Genomic DNA, 14,518 nt, shown 5'->3' with positions numbered 1-14,518 from the left:
ATTCACGTGCGGTTCACCCGGCGATGCGGTATTCGGACAACGCGCGTCGTAGGGTGTCTCCATGCGTGAGGCTTACCATGTCGAACTCGAACAGCTCGCCGAGAACCTGGCCGCCATGTCGGCTCAGGTTGCCGAAGCCATGGAGCTGGCCACCAAGGCACTGCTGGAGGTCGACCTGGGCCTCGCGGAGCAGGTGATCAGCGACGACGCGAAGGTCGACGACGCGCGCGCCGAGTGCGAGGAGCAGGCCTACGCGCTGCTCGCCCTCCAGGCACCCGTCGCCACGGACCTGCGCACCGTGCTCGCCGCGATCCACGCCGCCGAGAGCCTCGAGCGCATGGGCGACCTCGCCCTGCACGTCGCCAAGGCCGCGCGGCGTCGCCACCCCGAGGCGGTGCTGCCGGAGTCGGTCAAGCCGTACTTCACCGAGATGGGCCGCGCCGCGGTGAAGCTCGCCCGCCAGGCCGAGCAGGTCATCAAGTCCAAGGACGTCAACGCCGCCAAGGACCTCGAGACCGAGGACGACCAGGTCGACGACATCCACCGTCACCTGTTCACCGTGCTGATGGACCGCGACTGGCCCTACGGCGTCGCCGCGGCCGTCGACGTCACGCTGCTCGGCCGCTTCTACGAGCGCTACGCCGACCACGCGGTCTCGGTTGCCAAGCGCATGATCTTCGTGGTCACCGGCCGCATGCCGGGCTACGACTCCGACGAGGACCTCAACGTCTGACCACGCGGTCAGTCCACAAAGGCTCTTCGATCAGAACGCGGCTCGACCGTCCACTTCGATCTTGAGCCGACGTTAGTTTCTCCTCGCTGACACCGGATTCCGCGGGTTACGCGGAACTGCGAAGGAGAACAATGATCACCAAGCGTTTGGTCGCGGCCACCCTCGGACTGGTCGCGGCCGGTTTCTTCGCCGTCCCGGCCGCCGAGGCGGCAGCCGCTCTGCCGGCCCCCGCCTCGGCGAGCTCGACGTGCGCACTGGACAAGGCGCGGCTCGTCAACGCGCAGAAGGCACTCGACGCGGCCAAGGCCGTCGGTGCCAACGCGGCGGTCATCGCCGCCGACAACGCCGCCGTCACCGCGGCTCGCCAAGCCGTCTCGCGCGACTGCTGAGCGAACAACGAACCGGCCCCTCCGTCCACATCGGACGGAGGGGCCGGTTTTACCGCGGACCAAAGAGAACGATCAGCCGAACCGGCCCGAGATGTAGTCCTCGGTCGCCTTCTCGTCCGGGTTGGAGAAGATCTTCTCCGTGTCGTTCAGCTCGATCAGCCGGCCGGGCTGGCCGACTCCGGCGAGGTTGAAGAACGCCGTCTGGTCGGAAACCCGCGCCGCCTGCTGCATGTTGTGCGTGACGATGACGATCGTGTACTCCTTCTTGAGCTCACCGATCAGGTCCTCGATGGCGAGGGTCGAGATCGGGTCGAGCGCGGAGCACGGCTCGTCCATCAGGAGCACGTCCGGCTGCACCGCGATGGCCCGCGCGATGCAGAGCCGCTGCTGCTGACCACCGGAGAGGCCACCGCCCGGCTTGTTGAGCCGGTCCTTGACCTCGTTCCACAGGTTGGCACCGCGCAGCGCGCGCTCGGCGATCTCGTCGAGCTGCTTGCGGTTCTTGGTGCCGCCCAGGCGAAGGCCGGCCACCACGTTGTCCTTGATGGACATCGTGGGGAACGGGTTGGGACGCTGGAACACCATGCCGATCGTGCGGCGCACCTGCACCGGGTCCACGGCGGAGGCGTAGATGTCCTCGCCGTCGAGCAGCACCTCGCCCTCGACCCGCGCACCCGGGATCACCTCGTGCATCCGGTTGAGCGTGCGCAGCACGGTCGACTTACCGCAGCCCGACGGCCCGATGAACGCGGTGACGTTGCGCGGCGGCACGTTCAGCGTGACGCTGTCCACGGCGTGGAACTTGCCGTAGTAGATGTCTACGTCCTTGACGTCGATTCGCTTGGCCATGACTCACTTCTTCTTCGGGGCGAGGAGCCGGGAGAGCAGGGTGGCGAGCAAGTTCAGGATCGCGATGATGATGACCAGCGTCAACGCCGCGCCCCAGATGCGGTCGAAGCCGACGCTCCCGGGGTCGAGCGAGTTCGTCACGCGCTCGTTGTTCATCACCAGCGGCAGTGCCGCCTGCTCGCCGTCGAAGGGGTTCCAGTTCACGTAGGCCGAGTAGCCCACGAGGACCAGCAGCGGCGCTGTCTCGCCCATCACGCGGGCGAGCGCCATCATGATGCCGCCGATGATGCCGGACAGCGCCGTCGGCAGCACGATCTTCATGATCGTCTTCCACTTCGGCACGCCCAGCGCGTAGGACGCCTCGCGCAGGTCGTCCGGCACGATCCGCAGCATCTCCTCCGACGAGCGGACGACCACCGGGATCATGAGCAGCACCAGCGCCAGCGACACGGCGAAACCGCTGCGCGGCAGGCCGAGCGTGGTGATCCACAGCGCGTAGATGAACAGCGCGGCCACGATCGACGGGACACCGGAGAGGATGTCGACCATGAACGTGGTGGCCTTCGCGAGCTTGCCGCGGCCGTACTCCACCAGGTAGATCGAGACCAGCAGGCCGATCGGCACCGCGATGATCGCGCAGATCAGGCCCTGCTCCAACGTGCCGATGATGGCGTGCAGGACACCACCGCCGACCTCGTCGCTGAGCACGGAGCCGAAGTCCTCGGTCCACCAGTTCGAGAACGGGATCCGCTTGATGCCGTTGACGATCACGGTGTAGAGCACCCACACCAGCGGCACCACGGCGACCAGGAACGCCAGCCACACGAGCACGGTGGCGAAGCCGTTCTTGGCCTTGCGGGCCAGGCTCACCTGCTGGAACGCAGGTGTCACAGCGGGACGTTCGAGCGTTGTGGACATGCTCAGTCCGCCTTCCTGCTGATGACGGACCGGGCGGCGAAGTTCACCAGGAACGTCAGCACGAACAGCACCAGACCGGCCGCGATGTACGCGCCGGCGGAGGTGGCGTTGTTGAACTCGCTGTAGTTCGCGGCGATCTTCGACGCGAACGTCGCGCCGCCGTCGAAGAGGCTCCAGTCGAAGTTGCGGCCCTGCGGGATGAGCAGGATGACCGCGAGCGCGATCGTCTCACCGAGCGCGCGGCCGAGGCCCAGCATGGACGCGCCGACGTAGCCGGCCTTGCCGAACGGCAGCACCGTGGTGCGGATGACTTCCCAGCGGGTGGCCCCCAGCGCCAGCGCGCCTTCGATGTGCGGGGTCGGCGTGCGCTCGAAGACCTCGCGCGAGAGCGACGTGATGATCGGCAGGATCATCACCGCCAGCACGATGCCGGCGGTGAAAATCGTGCCGCGCACGTTCGGCTGCACGTTGCCCGGCGCGAAGAGCGGGAACCACGAGAACGTGGAGTTCACCCACAGCGAGAACGGCTCGATCGCCGGGGCGAACACGATGATGCCCCAGAGGCCGAAGATGATCGACGGCACGGCGGCCAGCAGGTCGATGACGTAGGCGAACCCGCGCGCGAGCCGCTTCGGCGCGTACTGCGTGAGGAACAGGGCGATGCCGAGCGAAACCGGCATGGCGATGATCAGCGCCACCAGCGAGGTCGCCACGGTGACCTCGGCGAGGTCGGCGATGCCGAACGCCATGTTCGTCGGGTCGTTGGTCGACCACCCGTGGTTGAACAGGAAGTTGACCTTGTCGACCTTCAGCGCCGGGATGGCCTGGATGATCAGGAAGATCCCGATCAGGCCGATCAGCGCGACGATGAAGATGCCGGCCCCGGTGGTCAGGTTCTGGAAGATGCGGTCACCGGCCCGCACCTTCTTCGGCTTCTCCTGCGCGGGTGGCCTTTCGGGCGCCGGCGCGGATGTTGTGTCCGAAATCGGATCCTCCGGGAACGCTCGGGCGGACGACGAACGCCCACCGGGGATGCCGGTGGGCGTTCGCGTCGAGGATGACTCGCTCATCGACTGGTTCTGTCCTGCGTTTTCTTACTACTCAGACCTGTCGAGGATAGGTCAGGAAATCGCCTTGATGGCCGTCAGCACCTTGTCCTGCAGGCTCTGCGGGATCGGCACGTAGCCCTTGGCCGACAGCTGCTGCTGGCCGGTCGTGGCCGAAACGGTCAGGAACGCCTTGAGGGCCTTCGAGACGTCCGGGTTCGAGTACTTCGAGCACACGAGCTCGTAGGTCGTGAGCAGCAGCGGGTAGGCACCCGGGGTGTTGCTCGCGTAGATCTTGTTCAGGTCGAGCGCGAGGTCGTTGGAGCCCGGGGTCAGGAAGGTCGCGGCGTCGAGCGACTTCGCGACGTTCTGGGCGGACAGCTCGACGCCGCCGGAGCCGCTGTCGATCAGGGCCGGGGTGACGCCGTCCTTGGCGAACGCGCCCTCCACGTACGTGATCGAGCCGTCGGCACCCTTGACCGTGGTGGCGACACCGTTCGAGCCGGAGGCACCGTTGCCGACGCCGCCGTTGAACTTCTTGCCCGCGCCCTTGGTCCAGTCGGCCGGGGCCGCGGCACCGAGGTACTTCTGGAAGTTGTCGGTGGTGCCCGACTCGTCCGAGCGGGAGACGACCTGGATCGGCTTGTCCGGGAACGTGACGCTCTCGTTGCCCTTGACGGCCTTGATGGCCGGGTCGTTCCAGTTCTTGATCGCGCCGGTGAAGATCTTCGCGATCACGGACGGCGTGAGGGTCAGCTTGTCGACGCCCTGCAGGTGGTAACCGACGGCTACCGGGCCGACGACCAGCGGGATGTTCCACGCCGGGGCACCGCAGCGCTTGTTGGCGGCGTCGAGGTCGGTCTTGGTGGCCGGGGAGTCCGTGCCGCCGAAGTCGACCTGGTTGCCGTTGAACTGCTTGACACCCGCGCCCGAACCGCTGGCGGTGTAGTTGACCTGCTGGCCACTGCACTGCTTGCCGTAGGCGAGCTTGAAAACGTCGATGGCGTTGTTCTGCGCCGTCGAGCCCTCACCGGACAGCGGGCTCTTGCCACCGCAGTCGACCTGCGCGGTGCCGGTGGCGGCGGGGGCGGCGGCCGAGCTGGAGTTGCTGCTGTTGCTCGCCGCAGGGTCGCTACCACAGGCGGCGAGCACCAGGGCGGCGCTCGCCACGATGCCCACGGCACCAAGGGGCCGCATGATCTTCACTGCATTTCCTCCACTCGGAGTCTTCGCCGGATCGGCACGCATCTCAGCGCGCCGGATCCGGACATTAGGCAGCCCCGGTGGACGGTCCCCCTTGCTCACATGAACGCAAAGTGAACAAGGCACCGTATGTGAGCAGGGTGACTACGCCGAAAGGGTGTCGTGTCCCTGCCGTGACCTGCATGTACGCAGAAAGTGACACGGGCCGCGCACGCGGTCGATGGTGACTACCGACCGTACTGGACGTCGGTTTCGAAACGCGTGAACCCCAGTTTCGAATAGACCGCCAGTGCCGGTGCGTTGTCGCCTTCCACGTAAAGGATTACTTGCCGTAGTCCCTTCTCGCGCAAGTACCTAAGGCCCGCGAGCGTCAATGCCTTGCCGAGGCCGCCACCCTGCGTGCCCGGATCGACACCCACGACGTAGACCTCCCCGACCGGCTCACCGCCGAACCGGCCGGGCACGGGCTCGTGCACCTTGGTCCAGTGGAAGCCGACGACTTCCCCCTTCTCGTTCTCCGCCAGGAAGAAGCCGGCCGGGTCGAACCACGACTGCCGTTCCTCGGCGCGCAGCTCGTCGACGCTGAACGCGCCCTGCTCCGGGTGCCAGTCGAACGCGCGCGCGTTGACGGCGATCATGGCCTCCTCGTCCTGCCCCGGCACGAAGGTGCGCAGCCGCAGTCCTTCGCGCAGCACAGGTTCCGGCCAATCGGCGCCTTCGACCTCGACGTGCAGGATCAGCAGCTCGCGCTGCCGGCCCAGGCCGAAGTCCTTCGCCAGAGCGGCGGCCGCGGCGCTGTCCCCGTGGGCCCAGACGCGGGCGCCCTCGGCCGCCTTCGCGTCGAGCTCGCGGGCCAGCGCGGTGCCGACACCGCGGCGGCGGTAGCCGGGATGCACCACGACCTCCGCAACTTGGCGGCCGTACGAGTCGCCCTCGGTGTCGAGGTGCGCGTAGCCGGCGGGCTTGCCGTCTAGGCGCGCGAGCAGGTGCAGCCCGCCCCCGAACTCCCGCGGCAACGGACCGGTCGCGTCGACCTCGGGCCGCCCGTCGGCGGCCTTCGCCGCGAGCAGCACCTCACGCACGGCTTCCGCCGCGCCCGCCTCGAGTTCGGCCGTCCAGCCCGTCAGCTCTGTTTCCGCCACGAAGCCGACATTACCCACGCGCGGCGTCGCGTGAAGGGGCTCGTTGGGGGAATCGGACCCGCGTCAGTGGCTGGTGTACTCGGGCGCGGAGTCGATGGCCGGCGCCGACTGCTTGGCACCGGACTTCGCCGGGCGCTCGAACTTGTAGCCGACGTTGCGGACCGTGCCGATCATCTGCTCGTGCTCCGGGCCCAGCTTGGCGCGCAGGCGCCGCACGTGGACGTCGACCGTGCGCGTGCCGCCGAAGAAGTCGTAGCCCCAGACCTCCTGCAGCAGCTGTGCGCGGGTGAAGACGCGCCCGGCGTGCTGCGCGAGGTACTTCAGGAGCTCGAACTCCTTGTACGTGAGCTCGAGCGTGCGCTTGCGCAGGCGCGCGGTGTAGGTGGCCTCGTCGATCACGAGGTCGCCCACGCGCAGTTCGGCCTCGACCTGGCCGGAGACGCCGTCGCGGGTCGTCACGAGCCGCAGGCGCGCGTCGACCTCGGCCGGGCCGGCAGTCGGCAGCAGGATGTCGTCGGTGCGCCACTCGGAGCTCACGGCCACCAGGCCGCCCTCGCCGACCACGGCGATCACGGGCGTGCTCGCCTCGTCGTCGCCGGCGCCCTTGAGCAGGCGGCACAGGCTCTTCGCGGAGGCGAGGTCGCTGCGCGCGTCGAGCAGGATGACGTCGCGGTGCCCGGCGTCGAGCAGGGCCGTCACCTCGGGCTCGCGGACGCGTACGGTGTGGGGCAGCAGATCGAGCGCGGGAAGCACAGAGGTGGGGTCGGCTTCCGCGGTAAGTACCAGAAGGTCCAGGCTCATGGAGCCACACCGCCTTCACAAAGTCAGGGCCTGGCGCACGGCCTCGAACGTGGGCCTTGGTCGGTGCTGAGTGAGAATACCGGGTGAACAACACGTCACCTAGCTCGTGCTGGATCGATCACACCCGGCGCGACCCCGGAAGACGCCCCGGCCCCCGACGAACAGGAGAACCGAAGCGATGGTGAGCAGGCCCGTGACGCGGGACGACCGACCGGCTCCTCGGCCGGACAACCGGCGTCGCGGACGGCGCGTCCGCCGCTGGGTGATCGTGCTCGGGGTCATCGTGATCCTGCTGGTCGGAGCCGATTTCGGGGCCGCCGCGTTCGCCGAGCACACGATCTCCCAGAAGGCCCGCGACCAGCTCGGCCTGACCGACGACCCGTCGGTCGACATCCACGGTTTCCCGTTCCTCACGCAGGCGCTCTCGGGTGACTACAGTCACATCACCGTGTCGGCCGACGGCGTGCCCGTCGGCGGTGAACTCCGTGATCTGGGCGTGAGCGCGGAACTCGAAGACGTAACAGCGCCGTTGTCCGACCTCACCGCGGGCAACACGAAGAACGTGAAGATCGGCAAGCTCACCGGCGCCGTGACGATCAAGGCTTCGGACATCGCGCGCATCTCGCCGCTGGACAAGATCCAGAACCTGCGCATCGACCAGAGCACCGAGGCCTACGTCAAGTACGGCGACACGGACCAGGGCCAGGAGCCGGACCCGACGCCCACCAACGCGGCGGGCGAGCCGCAGGACGGCAACACCGCCGGCATACGCCTGTCGGGCGACGTGCAGGTGGCCGGTCAGAAGGTGGAGATCTTCTGCTTCGCGCTGATCGAGCTCAAGGGCAAGACGATCACGATCACCCCCCACCGGCTGCAGTTCGGGAATGACCACGAGACCACCGTCGTTCCCGACTCAGTGCAGAAGGCTCTCCTGCCGAACTTCCGCGCCACGATCGACACGAGCACGCTGCCGCTTTCGGTCACCCCGACCGCGGTGCGCGTGGACAGCGGTTCCGTGACGATCAAGGGCGAGGCGACCAACGTGAACTTCTCGGATCTGTCGACGTCGAAGGGGTGAGTGCCCGGTGACCGGAGTCTGGGTCCTGCTGGCCACGCTGGTGGTCGCGGTCGTGGCCGGCGTGCTGCTCAAGGCGCGCAACGGCCGGGTGCGCGCGGCCAAACCGGCCGCCGCGGCCCGCGACCTCGCCCAGCTGCCCGCTCCGGTCGCCGAAGCGCTCGACCCGGCCGCGGCCGTCACGCTCGTGCAGATCTCGACGACGTTCTGCGCGCCGTGCCGGCACACGCGCGCCATCCTGTCGTCGCTGGCCGACAAGACCGAGGGGCTGCACCACGTCGACCTCGACGTGACCGAGCAGCCCGAGGTCGCCCACGCCTTGTCCGTGCTGCGCACCCCCACCACGCTCGCCCTGACTGCCGACGGCCGCGAGCTGCTGCGCGTGGGCGGCGTGCCGAAGGGCCCGGAGCTGCTGGAAGCCCTGCGTCCGCACCTGGCCGAAGCGGACGTCAGCTGAAGCCGTCACCGGCTGTTTCCCAGACTCCGGGACTCGTCCCAAGGTATGAACGCGGTTCCCAGTGTGTTGGAGCACTGGGTACCCTCGGCGGCGTGGACGAGCTGCCCATCACCCTCCTGACGCAGCGCCGCGCGGTGGACCTGTGCCGCGTGCGCAGCAGCTTGTGTCCGCGCGCCTCGCGCCGACGCTGAACGACGTCTCGCGCCGGTTCGCTCCACCCGTCGCCGTGTGCCTTTCGCACGCCCCTCGCCTCGCCCTCAGCAGGAGGAACCATGCCCGCCGGACCGGCTGTCGACCCGCGTGGCCCGCGGTTCGCCGCGATCATCACCACGATCGTGCTCGCCGTGGTGCTCGTGACGCAGTGGTGGCCGCTGCTGGCCCTGCAGACCGTGGTGTTCGCGATCGGCGCGTTCATCGGTCTGAAGCCGGCGCCGTACTCGGTGCTGTACCGCGCGCTCGTCGCGCCGCGGCTCGGCCCGCCGACCGAGCGCGAGGACGCGGCGCCGCTGCGGTTCGCGCAGGCCGTGGGCTTCGTGTTCGCGCTCGTGGGCACGATCGGCTTCGTCGCCGGCGTGACCCCGCTCGGCATCGTCGCGACGGCGTTCGCGCTGTTCGCCGCGTTCCTCAACGGCGCGTTCAACTTCTGCCTCGGCTGCGAGATGTACCTGCTGCTCAAGCGCTTCAGCCCCGCGCGGGCTTCCTAGCACTGCCAAACCCCAGAAGGAGATGTTCGCTTCCATGAGCCGTGAAGACGCCCTGGTCACCACCCAGTGGGCCGAGGACAACCTGGACACGCCCGGTGTGGTGTTCGTCGAGGTCGACGAGGACACGACCGCCTACGACGCCGGGCACATCCGCGGTGCGGTGAAGCTCGACTGGCGCAACGACCTGCAGGACGGCGTGCGCCGTGACTTCGTGAACAAGGCCGATTTCGAGAAGCTGCTGTCGGAGAAGGGCATCTCGAACGACGACCGCGTGGTCCTCTACGGCGGCAACAACAACTGGTTCGCCGCCTACGCGTACTGGTACTTCAAGCTCTACGGCCACGAGAACCTGCAGCTGCTCGACGGCGGCCGCAAGAAGTGGGAGCTCGACGGCCGTGAGCTCAACGCCGACGACGTGAAGCGCGAGCCGACCACGTACAAGGCCAAGGAGCAGGACCTGTCGCTGCGCGCGTTCCGCGACGAGGTCGTGCAGGCCATCGGCGAGAAGAACTTCGTCGACGTGCGGTCGCCGGACGAGTTCTCCGGCAAGCTGCTCGCCCCGGCGCACCTGCCGCAGGAGCAGTCGCAGGTGCCGGGCCACATCCCGGGCGCGCTGAACGTGCCGTGGGCCAAGGTCGCCAACGAGGACGGCACCTTCAAGACCGAGGACGAGATCAAGGACCTCTACTCCGAGGCCGGCATCGACGAGTCCAAGGCGACCATCGCGTACTGCCGCATCGGTGAGCGTTCGTCCATCGCGTGGTTCGCGCTGCACGAGCTGCTCGGCTACTCGGACGTGAAGAACTACGACGGTTCGTGGACGGAATACGGCTCGCTGGTCGGCGTGCCCGTCGAGTTGGGAGCGAAGTGAATGGCTGACGACGGTTGCGGCGCCCCGGTCCAGGTGGCCACGCCCGCTGACTTCGACACCAATGGCCAGGTCGTCCTGGCCGGCAAGGTGATCGGTGCCGACGGACCCCTGGGTGGCGCCTTCGTCCGCCTCCTCGACGGCGGCGGCGACTTCACCGGTGAGGTGGTCGCCTCCCCGGAGGGCGACTTCCGCTTCTACGCGGCCCCGGGCTCGTGGACGGTGCGCGCCCTGCACCGCACGGGCAACGGCGAGGCCTCCGTCACCGCGGAAGGCCCGGGCCTGCACCAGCTGGCGATCTCGGTCGGCTGACGCGCGCTTTGTGAAGGGCCCCTGGGGTTTGCCCCGGGGGCCTTTCGCATGTCTTCAGTCAGGACGCGCCGGGTTCGGCCGGCCGGTGATTTTCTTCGTCAACCTGCCGCTCTTCGTGACTGTGCTCACCGCGACGACCCTGCACGGAGACTGAAGGCGCCGGGCCGACTATTCTCCTCGCTGTGGAGACCCTGTTTACGATCCTGCTGGCCCTGGCGGCAGTCGCCGTCGTGTGGTTCGCCTGTTACGTCGTCTACCGGCTGTACGCCGACCAGCGCTGAGCGCCATGACCGCCAGTGGCGACGAAGCCATCGCGGCCGCGGAGGAGCGTGCGGCGAGCACGCGCACGCGCAACCTGCCGTTGTGGGACGACCTGCCGATCCCCAACGACACGGCCAACCTGCGCGAGGGCCCGAACCTGAACGACGCGTGCCTCGCGCTGCTGCCGATGGTCGGTGTCTGGCGCGGTGAGGGCGAGGTCGACTACCCGACCATCGACGGCCCGGTCAAGTTCGCGCAGCAGCTCACCATCGCGCACGACGGCCGCCCGTTCCTCACGCACGAGGCGCGCGCGTGGCTGCTCGACGACGAGGGCAACGTCATCCACCCCGCCGCCCGCGAGAGCGGGTTCTGGCGGCCGCAGGAGGACGACACGATCGAGCTGCTGCTCACGCACAGCTCCGGCATCGTGGAGCTCTACTACGGCAAGCCGCGCAACCAGACGTCGTGGGAGCTCGGCACCGACGCGGTGATCCGCACGGCCACGGCCAAGGACGTCACCGCGGCGCAGCGGCTCTACGGCCTCATCGAAGGCAGCCTCGGCTACGTCGAGGAGCGCGCCATGATGGGCCAGGAGATGCAGCCGCATGCGTCGGCGCTGCTGCACCGCGTCGTCGGCTGAGCAGGGCCCTTACCAATCCGGCCAACAGCAGGCCGACGCCCACGCGGCACGTAACCGTTGCTACGAAGCCATTCGGCCGTGTCTGTGGTCGGATTGGCAACGATCGGGACAGTAGGCTCTGTCCATGCTCTGGCGGCCCTGCGGCGAGCACGCCGCCCTGCTCGACTGCGACTCGCTCGCGCAGATGACGGCCGCCCGCGCCACGGTCGAGGCCGCCGGGATCGACGGGATCGCGGAGCTCGTGCCCGGGGCGCGCAGCCTGCTCGTGGTGGCCGAGCCCGGGTCGTCCGTCCTCAAGGCAGTGCGGGACCTGCTCGACGGCGCCGATCTCACGCATCCACCCGCCGGGTCGCCGCGCGAGGTCACGCTGGACGTTCACTACGACGGCGAAGACCTGGCACTCGTGGCGCGCGAGGCCGGGGTGTCGGAGGCCGACGTCGTCAAGCTGCACACCGACGCCGAGTACACCGTGGCGTTCACCGGCTTCGCGCCCGGGTTCGGCTACCTGACCGGACTGCCGGACGCGTTGCAGCAGCCCCGGCTCGAGTCCCCGCGCACGAAGGTCCCCGCCGGGTCCGTGGGCATCGGCGGGGAGTTCACCGGCGTCTACCCGCGCGAGTCCCCCGGCGGCTGGCGGCTGCTCGGGCACACCGACGCGACTCTGTTCGACCCCACCGCCGCGCGGCCGGCGCTGTTCGCGCCCGGCGACCGCGTGCGCTTCCGGAGCGTGTGATGCGCGCGCTGGAGATCGTCCACACGGGACCGCTCGCGCTGGTGCAGGACCTCGGCCGGCCCGGTTACGCGCACCTCGGCGTGCCGCCGTCCGGCGCGCTCGACGCCGACGCCCTGCGCCTGGGCAACCGCCTGGTCGGCAACCCCGAGGACGCCGCCGGGATCGAGGCGTTGCTGGGTGGGCTGACCGTGCGGGCGACGGCGCCGTGCACCGTCGCCGTGACGGGACCCCTCGTGCCGGTTCAGGTGGACGACCGGCCCGTCGGTTCCCACTCGGCCGTCTCGCTACGGGAGGGGCAAACGCTTGCGCTCGGCCGCCCGACGGCCGGTTTGCGCAGCTACCTGGCGGTTTCGGGCGGGATCGCCGTCGAGCCGATACTGGGCAGCCGTTCGCGCGACGTCCTCTCGGGCATCGGGCCGGAACCGCTGGAAGACGACGTCTCGCTGCCGCTCGGCCCGGTCACCGGAGTGCCGGCGGGAGCCGACGTCGTGGTCGCTCCGGCGACCCCCGAACGGCTCGTGGTGCCCGTGGTCCTCGGCCCGCGCGACGACTGGTTCACCGACCTCGCCGAGGGCCTCGGCGCCTGGTGGACCGTGACGCCCGAGTCCAACCGTGTCGGCCTGCGTCTCGACGGCCCACCGCTGCACCGCGCGAACACCGCCGAACTGCCCAGCGAAGGCCTCCTGACGGGCGCGATCCAGGTCCCGCCGAGCGGCCGGCCCGTCGTCTTCCTCGCGGACCACCCCACGACCGGCGGCTACCCGGTGGCCGCCGTCGTGAGACGCGGTTCCCTCGGCGCACTCGCGCAGGCACGCCCGGGAACCTCCGTGCGGTTCCGCTCGTCTTGACCCGGTCAGGCCGAGCGGCTCACCGTGAGGAGCAGCGAGACGCCGGCGCCTCGGCGGGCTGCCACGTCGGCGACGAACTCACCGAGCCAGCCCCTGACCCGTGCCCGATCGCGGAACTGGATGCAGGGGTCGCGATCGGGCCCGATCGCCCGTTGTGGCCACCGCGGTGAGACGCGGGTCACTCGGCGCACTCGCGCGGGCACGCCCTGGAACCTCCGTGCGGTTCCGCTCGTCTTGATGGGCGTGGAACGGGTAACGGTCACGGGTGGGACAGGTGTCCTGGAACTGAACAGGGTCCTGGAACCGAGCGGTGGCGCTCGGGTGGAGCTGCCGCAGTCGTTGCGCATCGCGCTGGCCACGGGCCAGCTGCGGCGTCCGCTGGCGGAGACCCTGCGTGACCTGCTGGCCCTGCTCGTCGACGGCTGTTACCAGGTCGACGGCCCCGCCCGCCTCGAGTCCGACGAGCCGCTCGTGCCCACCGCGACCTGGCCGCCCGACGACGAGGCGCGCGTCGCCTACTACCGCACGGCGATCCGGACCGGCCACCGTCCCGTGGCCGTCGTGCTGTCCGGCGCCCGGCCATTGATCCTGGACGGGCACCACAAGATCGCCGCCTACGAGGCCGAAGGCGTACGCGCGTCCGCCGTGGTGATCAGTGCGGCGCCGGCTCAGTACTCGCCTTCGTAGGCCGCCACCAGTTCGCGGTGCAGCTCCGCCGAGTCGGGCAGCGCATTGCCGTCCAGCGTGTGGACGCGGGTGACGAGCCGGACCGACGACGCGAGGAACACCCCGTCGGCCGTCGCCAGGTCGGCGGCCGAGAACGGCTCCACCTTCACCGTCCAGCCGGCCTTCTCCGCACCGCGGAACAGGGCCGCCTGCGTGGTGCCCGGCAGGATCCCGACGGTGGACGGCGGCGTGTAGAGCGTGCGTTCGCGCGCCAGCACGACCGTGGACGTGGGGCCTTCCAGCACGGAACCGTCGGCAGCGGTGAAGATCACATCCTGAGCACCGCGACGCCCGGCCTCGCGCAGGGCGGCCATGTTCACGGCGTACGAGACGGTCTTCGCGCCCAGCAACAGCCACGGCGCGCGCTCGGCGACGTCGGGTCCGAAGCCGCGCTCCAGCGTCACCGCGGCGACGCCCTCGGCTCGGGCGCGGCGCACCTTCTCGTCGATCTCCATGCCGATCGCGAACGCGGTCGGCGTGCCGGCCGGATCCCCGTCGACACCCCGCGTGTACACGAGTTTCAACGCGATTTCCCGGCCACCGGCCCAGTTGTCGATCACGGCGCGGGCGGCCGTCTCGAACGCGGCGAGGTCGGGCGCCGGCAGCTCCAGCATCGCCGCGGAACGGGCGAGCCGGTCGAGGTGCGGACGCATTTCTCGCGGTTTTTTATCAGCCACGAGGATGGTCTCGAACACCCCGTCTCCGCGCAGCAAACCGAGGTCGTCCACGCGAAGGTGGGCGGCGTCGGGGTCGGCCAGGTTTCCGTCGAGGAAGGCGAGGACGCGCATTCCCTCACCGTACTCACATAGTCTT

19 protein-coding genes are annotated in these 14,518 nt (G+C 69.3%); 12 read left to right on the top strand and 7 right to left on the bottom strand.

What is annotated here, in order from left to right; genetic code table 11:
- Positions 1–61 precede the first annotated feature (61 nt).
- Both phoU and ACFY1H_RS03885 read left to right on the top strand, forming a co-directional pair.
- The gene (gene phoU, locus ACFY1H_RS03890) at positions 62–733 is read left to right on the top strand and encodes a phosphate signaling complex protein PhoU (protein ID WP_366580510.1); all 672 of its coding nucleotides are present in this window, start codon (positions 62–64) and stop codon (positions 731–733) included.
- A 131-nt stretch (positions 734–864) separates the two neighbouring features.
- Complete coding sequence (locus ACFY1H_RS03885; RefSeq protein ID WP_386944396.1) at positions 865–1,122, top strand: hypothetical protein; 258 nt, start codon at positions 865–867, stop codon at positions 1,120–1,122.
- A 72-nt stretch (positions 1,123–1,194) separates the two neighbouring features.
- Here ACFY1H_RS03885 and pstB read toward each other — a convergent pair whose 3' ends face one another.
- The 6 genes from pstB to ACFY1H_RS03855 all read right to left on the bottom strand — a co-directional run bounded on the left by pstB (position 1,195) and on the right by ACFY1H_RS03855 (position 7,081).
- A complete protein-coding gene (gene pstB / locus ACFY1H_RS03880; RefSeq protein ID WP_364051854.1) occupies positions 1,195–1,971 on the bottom strand; it encodes a phosphate ABC transporter ATP-binding protein PstB in 777 nt (258 codons plus the stop codon).
- Between the two features lie 3 nt (positions 1,972–1,974).
- A complete protein-coding gene (gene pstA, locus ACFY1H_RS03875; protein ID WP_386944394.1) occupies positions 1,975–2,889 on the bottom strand; it encodes a phosphate ABC transporter permease PstA in 915 nt (304 codons plus the stop codon).
- A gap of 2 nt (positions 2,890–2,891) precedes the next feature.
- Positions 2,892–3,812, bottom strand: coding sequence for a phosphate ABC transporter permease subunit PstC (gene pstC / locus ACFY1H_RS03870; RefSeq protein WP_366580569.1), 921 nt, complete (start codon positions 3,810–3,812; stop codon positions 2,892–2,894).
- Positions 3,813–4,010: 198 nt separating this feature from the next.
- Positions 4,011–5,141, bottom strand: coding sequence for a phosphate ABC transporter substrate-binding protein PstS (gene pstS / locus ACFY1H_RS03865; protein ID WP_386944392.1), 1,131 nt, complete (start codon positions 5,139–5,141; stop codon positions 4,011–4,013).
- Positions 5,142–5,365: 224 nt separating this feature from the next.
- Positions 5,366–6,280 (bottom strand): mycothiol synthase, encoded by a 915-nt coding sequence (gene mshD / locus ACFY1H_RS03860; RefSeq protein WP_386944390.1) that lies wholly within the window; start codon positions 6,278–6,280, stop codon positions 5,366–5,368.
- Positions 6,281–6,343: 63 nt separating this feature from the next.
- Complete coding sequence (locus ACFY1H_RS03855; protein ID WP_386944388.1) at positions 6,344–7,081, bottom strand: winged-helix domain-containing protein; 738 nt, start codon at positions 7,079–7,081, stop codon at positions 6,344–6,346.
- A gap of 178 nt (positions 7,082–7,259) precedes the next feature.
- Here ACFY1H_RS03855 and ACFY1H_RS03850 point away from each other — a divergent pair, with 178 nt between their 5' ends.
- From ACFY1H_RS03850 to ACFY1H_RS03805, 10 genes are all read left to right on the top strand, one after another.
- The gene (locus ACFY1H_RS03850) at positions 7,260–8,159 is read left to right on the top strand and encodes a DUF2993 domain-containing protein (RefSeq protein ID WP_386944386.1); all 900 of its coding nucleotides are present in this window, start codon (positions 7,260–7,262) and stop codon (positions 8,157–8,159) included.
- Positions 8,160–8,166: 7 nt separating this feature from the next.
- On the top strand, positions 8,167–8,613 hold the full coding sequence (locus ACFY1H_RS03845; protein WP_366580500.1) for a thioredoxin family protein: 447 nt from the start codon (positions 8,167–8,169) through the stop codon (positions 8,611–8,613).
- A gap of 92 nt (positions 8,614–8,705) precedes the next feature.
- Complete coding sequence (locus ACFY1H_RS03840; RefSeq protein ID WP_366580498.1) at positions 8,706–8,804, top strand: putative leader peptide; 99 nt, start codon at positions 8,706–8,708, stop codon at positions 8,802–8,804.
- 81 nt (positions 8,805–8,885) lie between these two features.
- On the top strand, positions 8,886–9,317 hold the full coding sequence (locus ACFY1H_RS03835) for a DUF4395 domain-containing protein (protein ID WP_360597889.1): 432 nt from the start codon (positions 8,886–8,888) through the stop codon (positions 9,315–9,317).
- A gap of 34 nt (positions 9,318–9,351) precedes the next feature.
- Positions 9,352–10,188, top strand: a complete 837-nt coding sequence (locus ACFY1H_RS03830) for a sulfurtransferase (protein WP_366580496.1) — start codon at positions 9,352–9,354, stop codon at positions 10,186–10,188.
- Positions 10,189–10,497, top strand: coding sequence for a DUF1416 domain-containing protein (locus tag ACFY1H_RS03825; protein WP_386944383.1), 309 nt, complete (start codon positions 10,189–10,191; stop codon positions 10,495–10,497). It abuts the gene before it with no gap.
- Positions 10,498–10,783: 286 nt separating this feature from the next.
- The gene (locus ACFY1H_RS03820) at positions 10,784–11,398 is read left to right on the top strand and encodes an FABP family protein (RefSeq protein WP_386944381.1); all 615 of its coding nucleotides are present in this window, start codon (positions 10,784–10,786) and stop codon (positions 11,396–11,398) included.
- A 124-nt stretch (positions 11,399–11,522) separates the two neighbouring features.
- Entirely contained in the window at positions 11,523–12,131 is a 609-nt protein-coding gene (gene pxpB / locus ACFY1H_RS03815) for a 5-oxoprolinase subunit PxpB (RefSeq protein ID WP_386944379.1), read from the top strand.
- Positions 12,131–12,979: a biotin-dependent carboxyltransferase family protein gene (locus ACFY1H_RS03810; RefSeq protein WP_386944377.1), complete on the top strand. Its 849-nt coding sequence runs from the start codon at positions 12,131–12,133 to the stop codon at positions 12,977–12,979. Before pxpB ends, ACFY1H_RS03810 begins: the two co-directional genes overlap by 1 nt.
- A gap of 243 nt (positions 12,980–13,222) precedes the next feature.
- The gene (locus tag ACFY1H_RS03805; protein ID WP_366580565.1) at positions 13,223–13,666 is read left to right on the top strand and encodes a hypothetical protein; all 444 of its coding nucleotides are present in this window, start codon (positions 13,223–13,225) and stop codon (positions 13,664–13,666) included.
- On the opposite strand, the gene ACFY1H_RS03800 is transcribed toward ACFY1H_RS03805, so the two are convergent.
- Positions 13,648–14,493 (bottom strand): aminodeoxychorismate lyase, encoded by an 846-nt coding sequence (locus tag ACFY1H_RS03800; protein ID WP_366580487.1) that lies wholly within the window; start codon positions 14,491–14,493, stop codon positions 13,648–13,650. The two genes, ACFY1H_RS03805 and ACFY1H_RS03800, sit on opposite strands and share 19 nt — an antisense overlap.
- Between the last annotated feature and the right edge of the window lie 25 nt (positions 14,494–14,518).

Origin of the sequence: Amycolatopsis sp. NPDC001319 (genome assembly GCF_042896185.1) — a bacterium.
Lineage (GTDB): Bacteria > Actinomycetota > Actinomycetes > Mycobacteriales > Pseudonocardiaceae > Amycolatopsis.
This window is presented reverse-complemented; position numbering and strand designations above follow the sequence as displayed.

Excerpts from the sequence above, each read along its gene's own strand:
- phoU (WP_366580510.1), top strand. The coding sequence starts at position 62 with ATGCGTGAGGCTTACCATGTCGAACTCGAACAGCTCGCCGAGAACCTG.
- ACFY1H_RS03885 (WP_386944396.1), top strand. The coding sequence starts at position 865 with ATGATCACCAAGCGTTTGGTCGCGGCCACCCTCGGACTGGTCGCGGCC.
- pstB (WP_364051854.1), bottom strand. The coding sequence starts at position 1,971 with ATGGCCAAGCGAATCGACGTCAAGGACGTAGACATCTACTACGGCAAG.
- pstA (WP_386944394.1), bottom strand. The coding sequence starts at position 2,889 with ATGTCCACAACGCTCGAACGTCCCGCTGTGACACCTGCGTTCCAGCAG.
- ACFY1H_RS03855 (WP_386944388.1), bottom strand. The coding sequence starts at position 7,081 with ATGAGCCTGGACCTTCTGGTACTTACCGCGGAAGCCGACCCCACCTCT.
- ACFY1H_RS03850 (WP_386944386.1), top strand. The coding sequence starts at position 7,260 with ATGGTGAGCAGGCCCGTGACGCGGGACGACCGACCGGCTCCTCGGCCG.
- ACFY1H_RS03835 (WP_360597889.1), top strand. The coding sequence starts at position 8,886 with ATGCCCGCCGGACCGGCTGTCGACCCGCGTGGCCCGCGGTTCGCCGCG.
- ACFY1H_RS03830 (WP_366580496.1), top strand. The coding sequence starts at position 9,352 with ATGAGCCGTGAAGACGCCCTGGTCACCACCCAGTGGGCCGAGGACAAC.
- ACFY1H_RS03825 (WP_386944383.1), top strand. The coding sequence starts at position 10,189 with ATGGCTGACGACGGTTGCGGCGCCCCGGTCCAGGTGGCCACGCCCGCT.
- ACFY1H_RS03820 (WP_386944381.1), top strand. The coding sequence starts at position 10,784 with ATGACCGCCAGTGGCGACGAAGCCATCGCGGCCGCGGAGGAGCGTGCG.
- pxpB (WP_386944379.1), top strand. The coding sequence starts at position 11,523 with ATGCTCTGGCGGCCCTGCGGCGAGCACGCCGCCCTGCTCGACTGCGAC.
- ACFY1H_RS03810 (WP_386944377.1), top strand. The coding sequence starts at position 12,131 with ATGCGCGCGCTGGAGATCGTCCACACGGGACCGCTCGCGCTGGTGCAG.
- ACFY1H_RS03800 (WP_366580487.1), bottom strand. The coding sequence starts at position 14,493 with ATGCGCGTCCTCGCCTTCCTCGACGGAAACCTGGCCGACCCCGACGCC.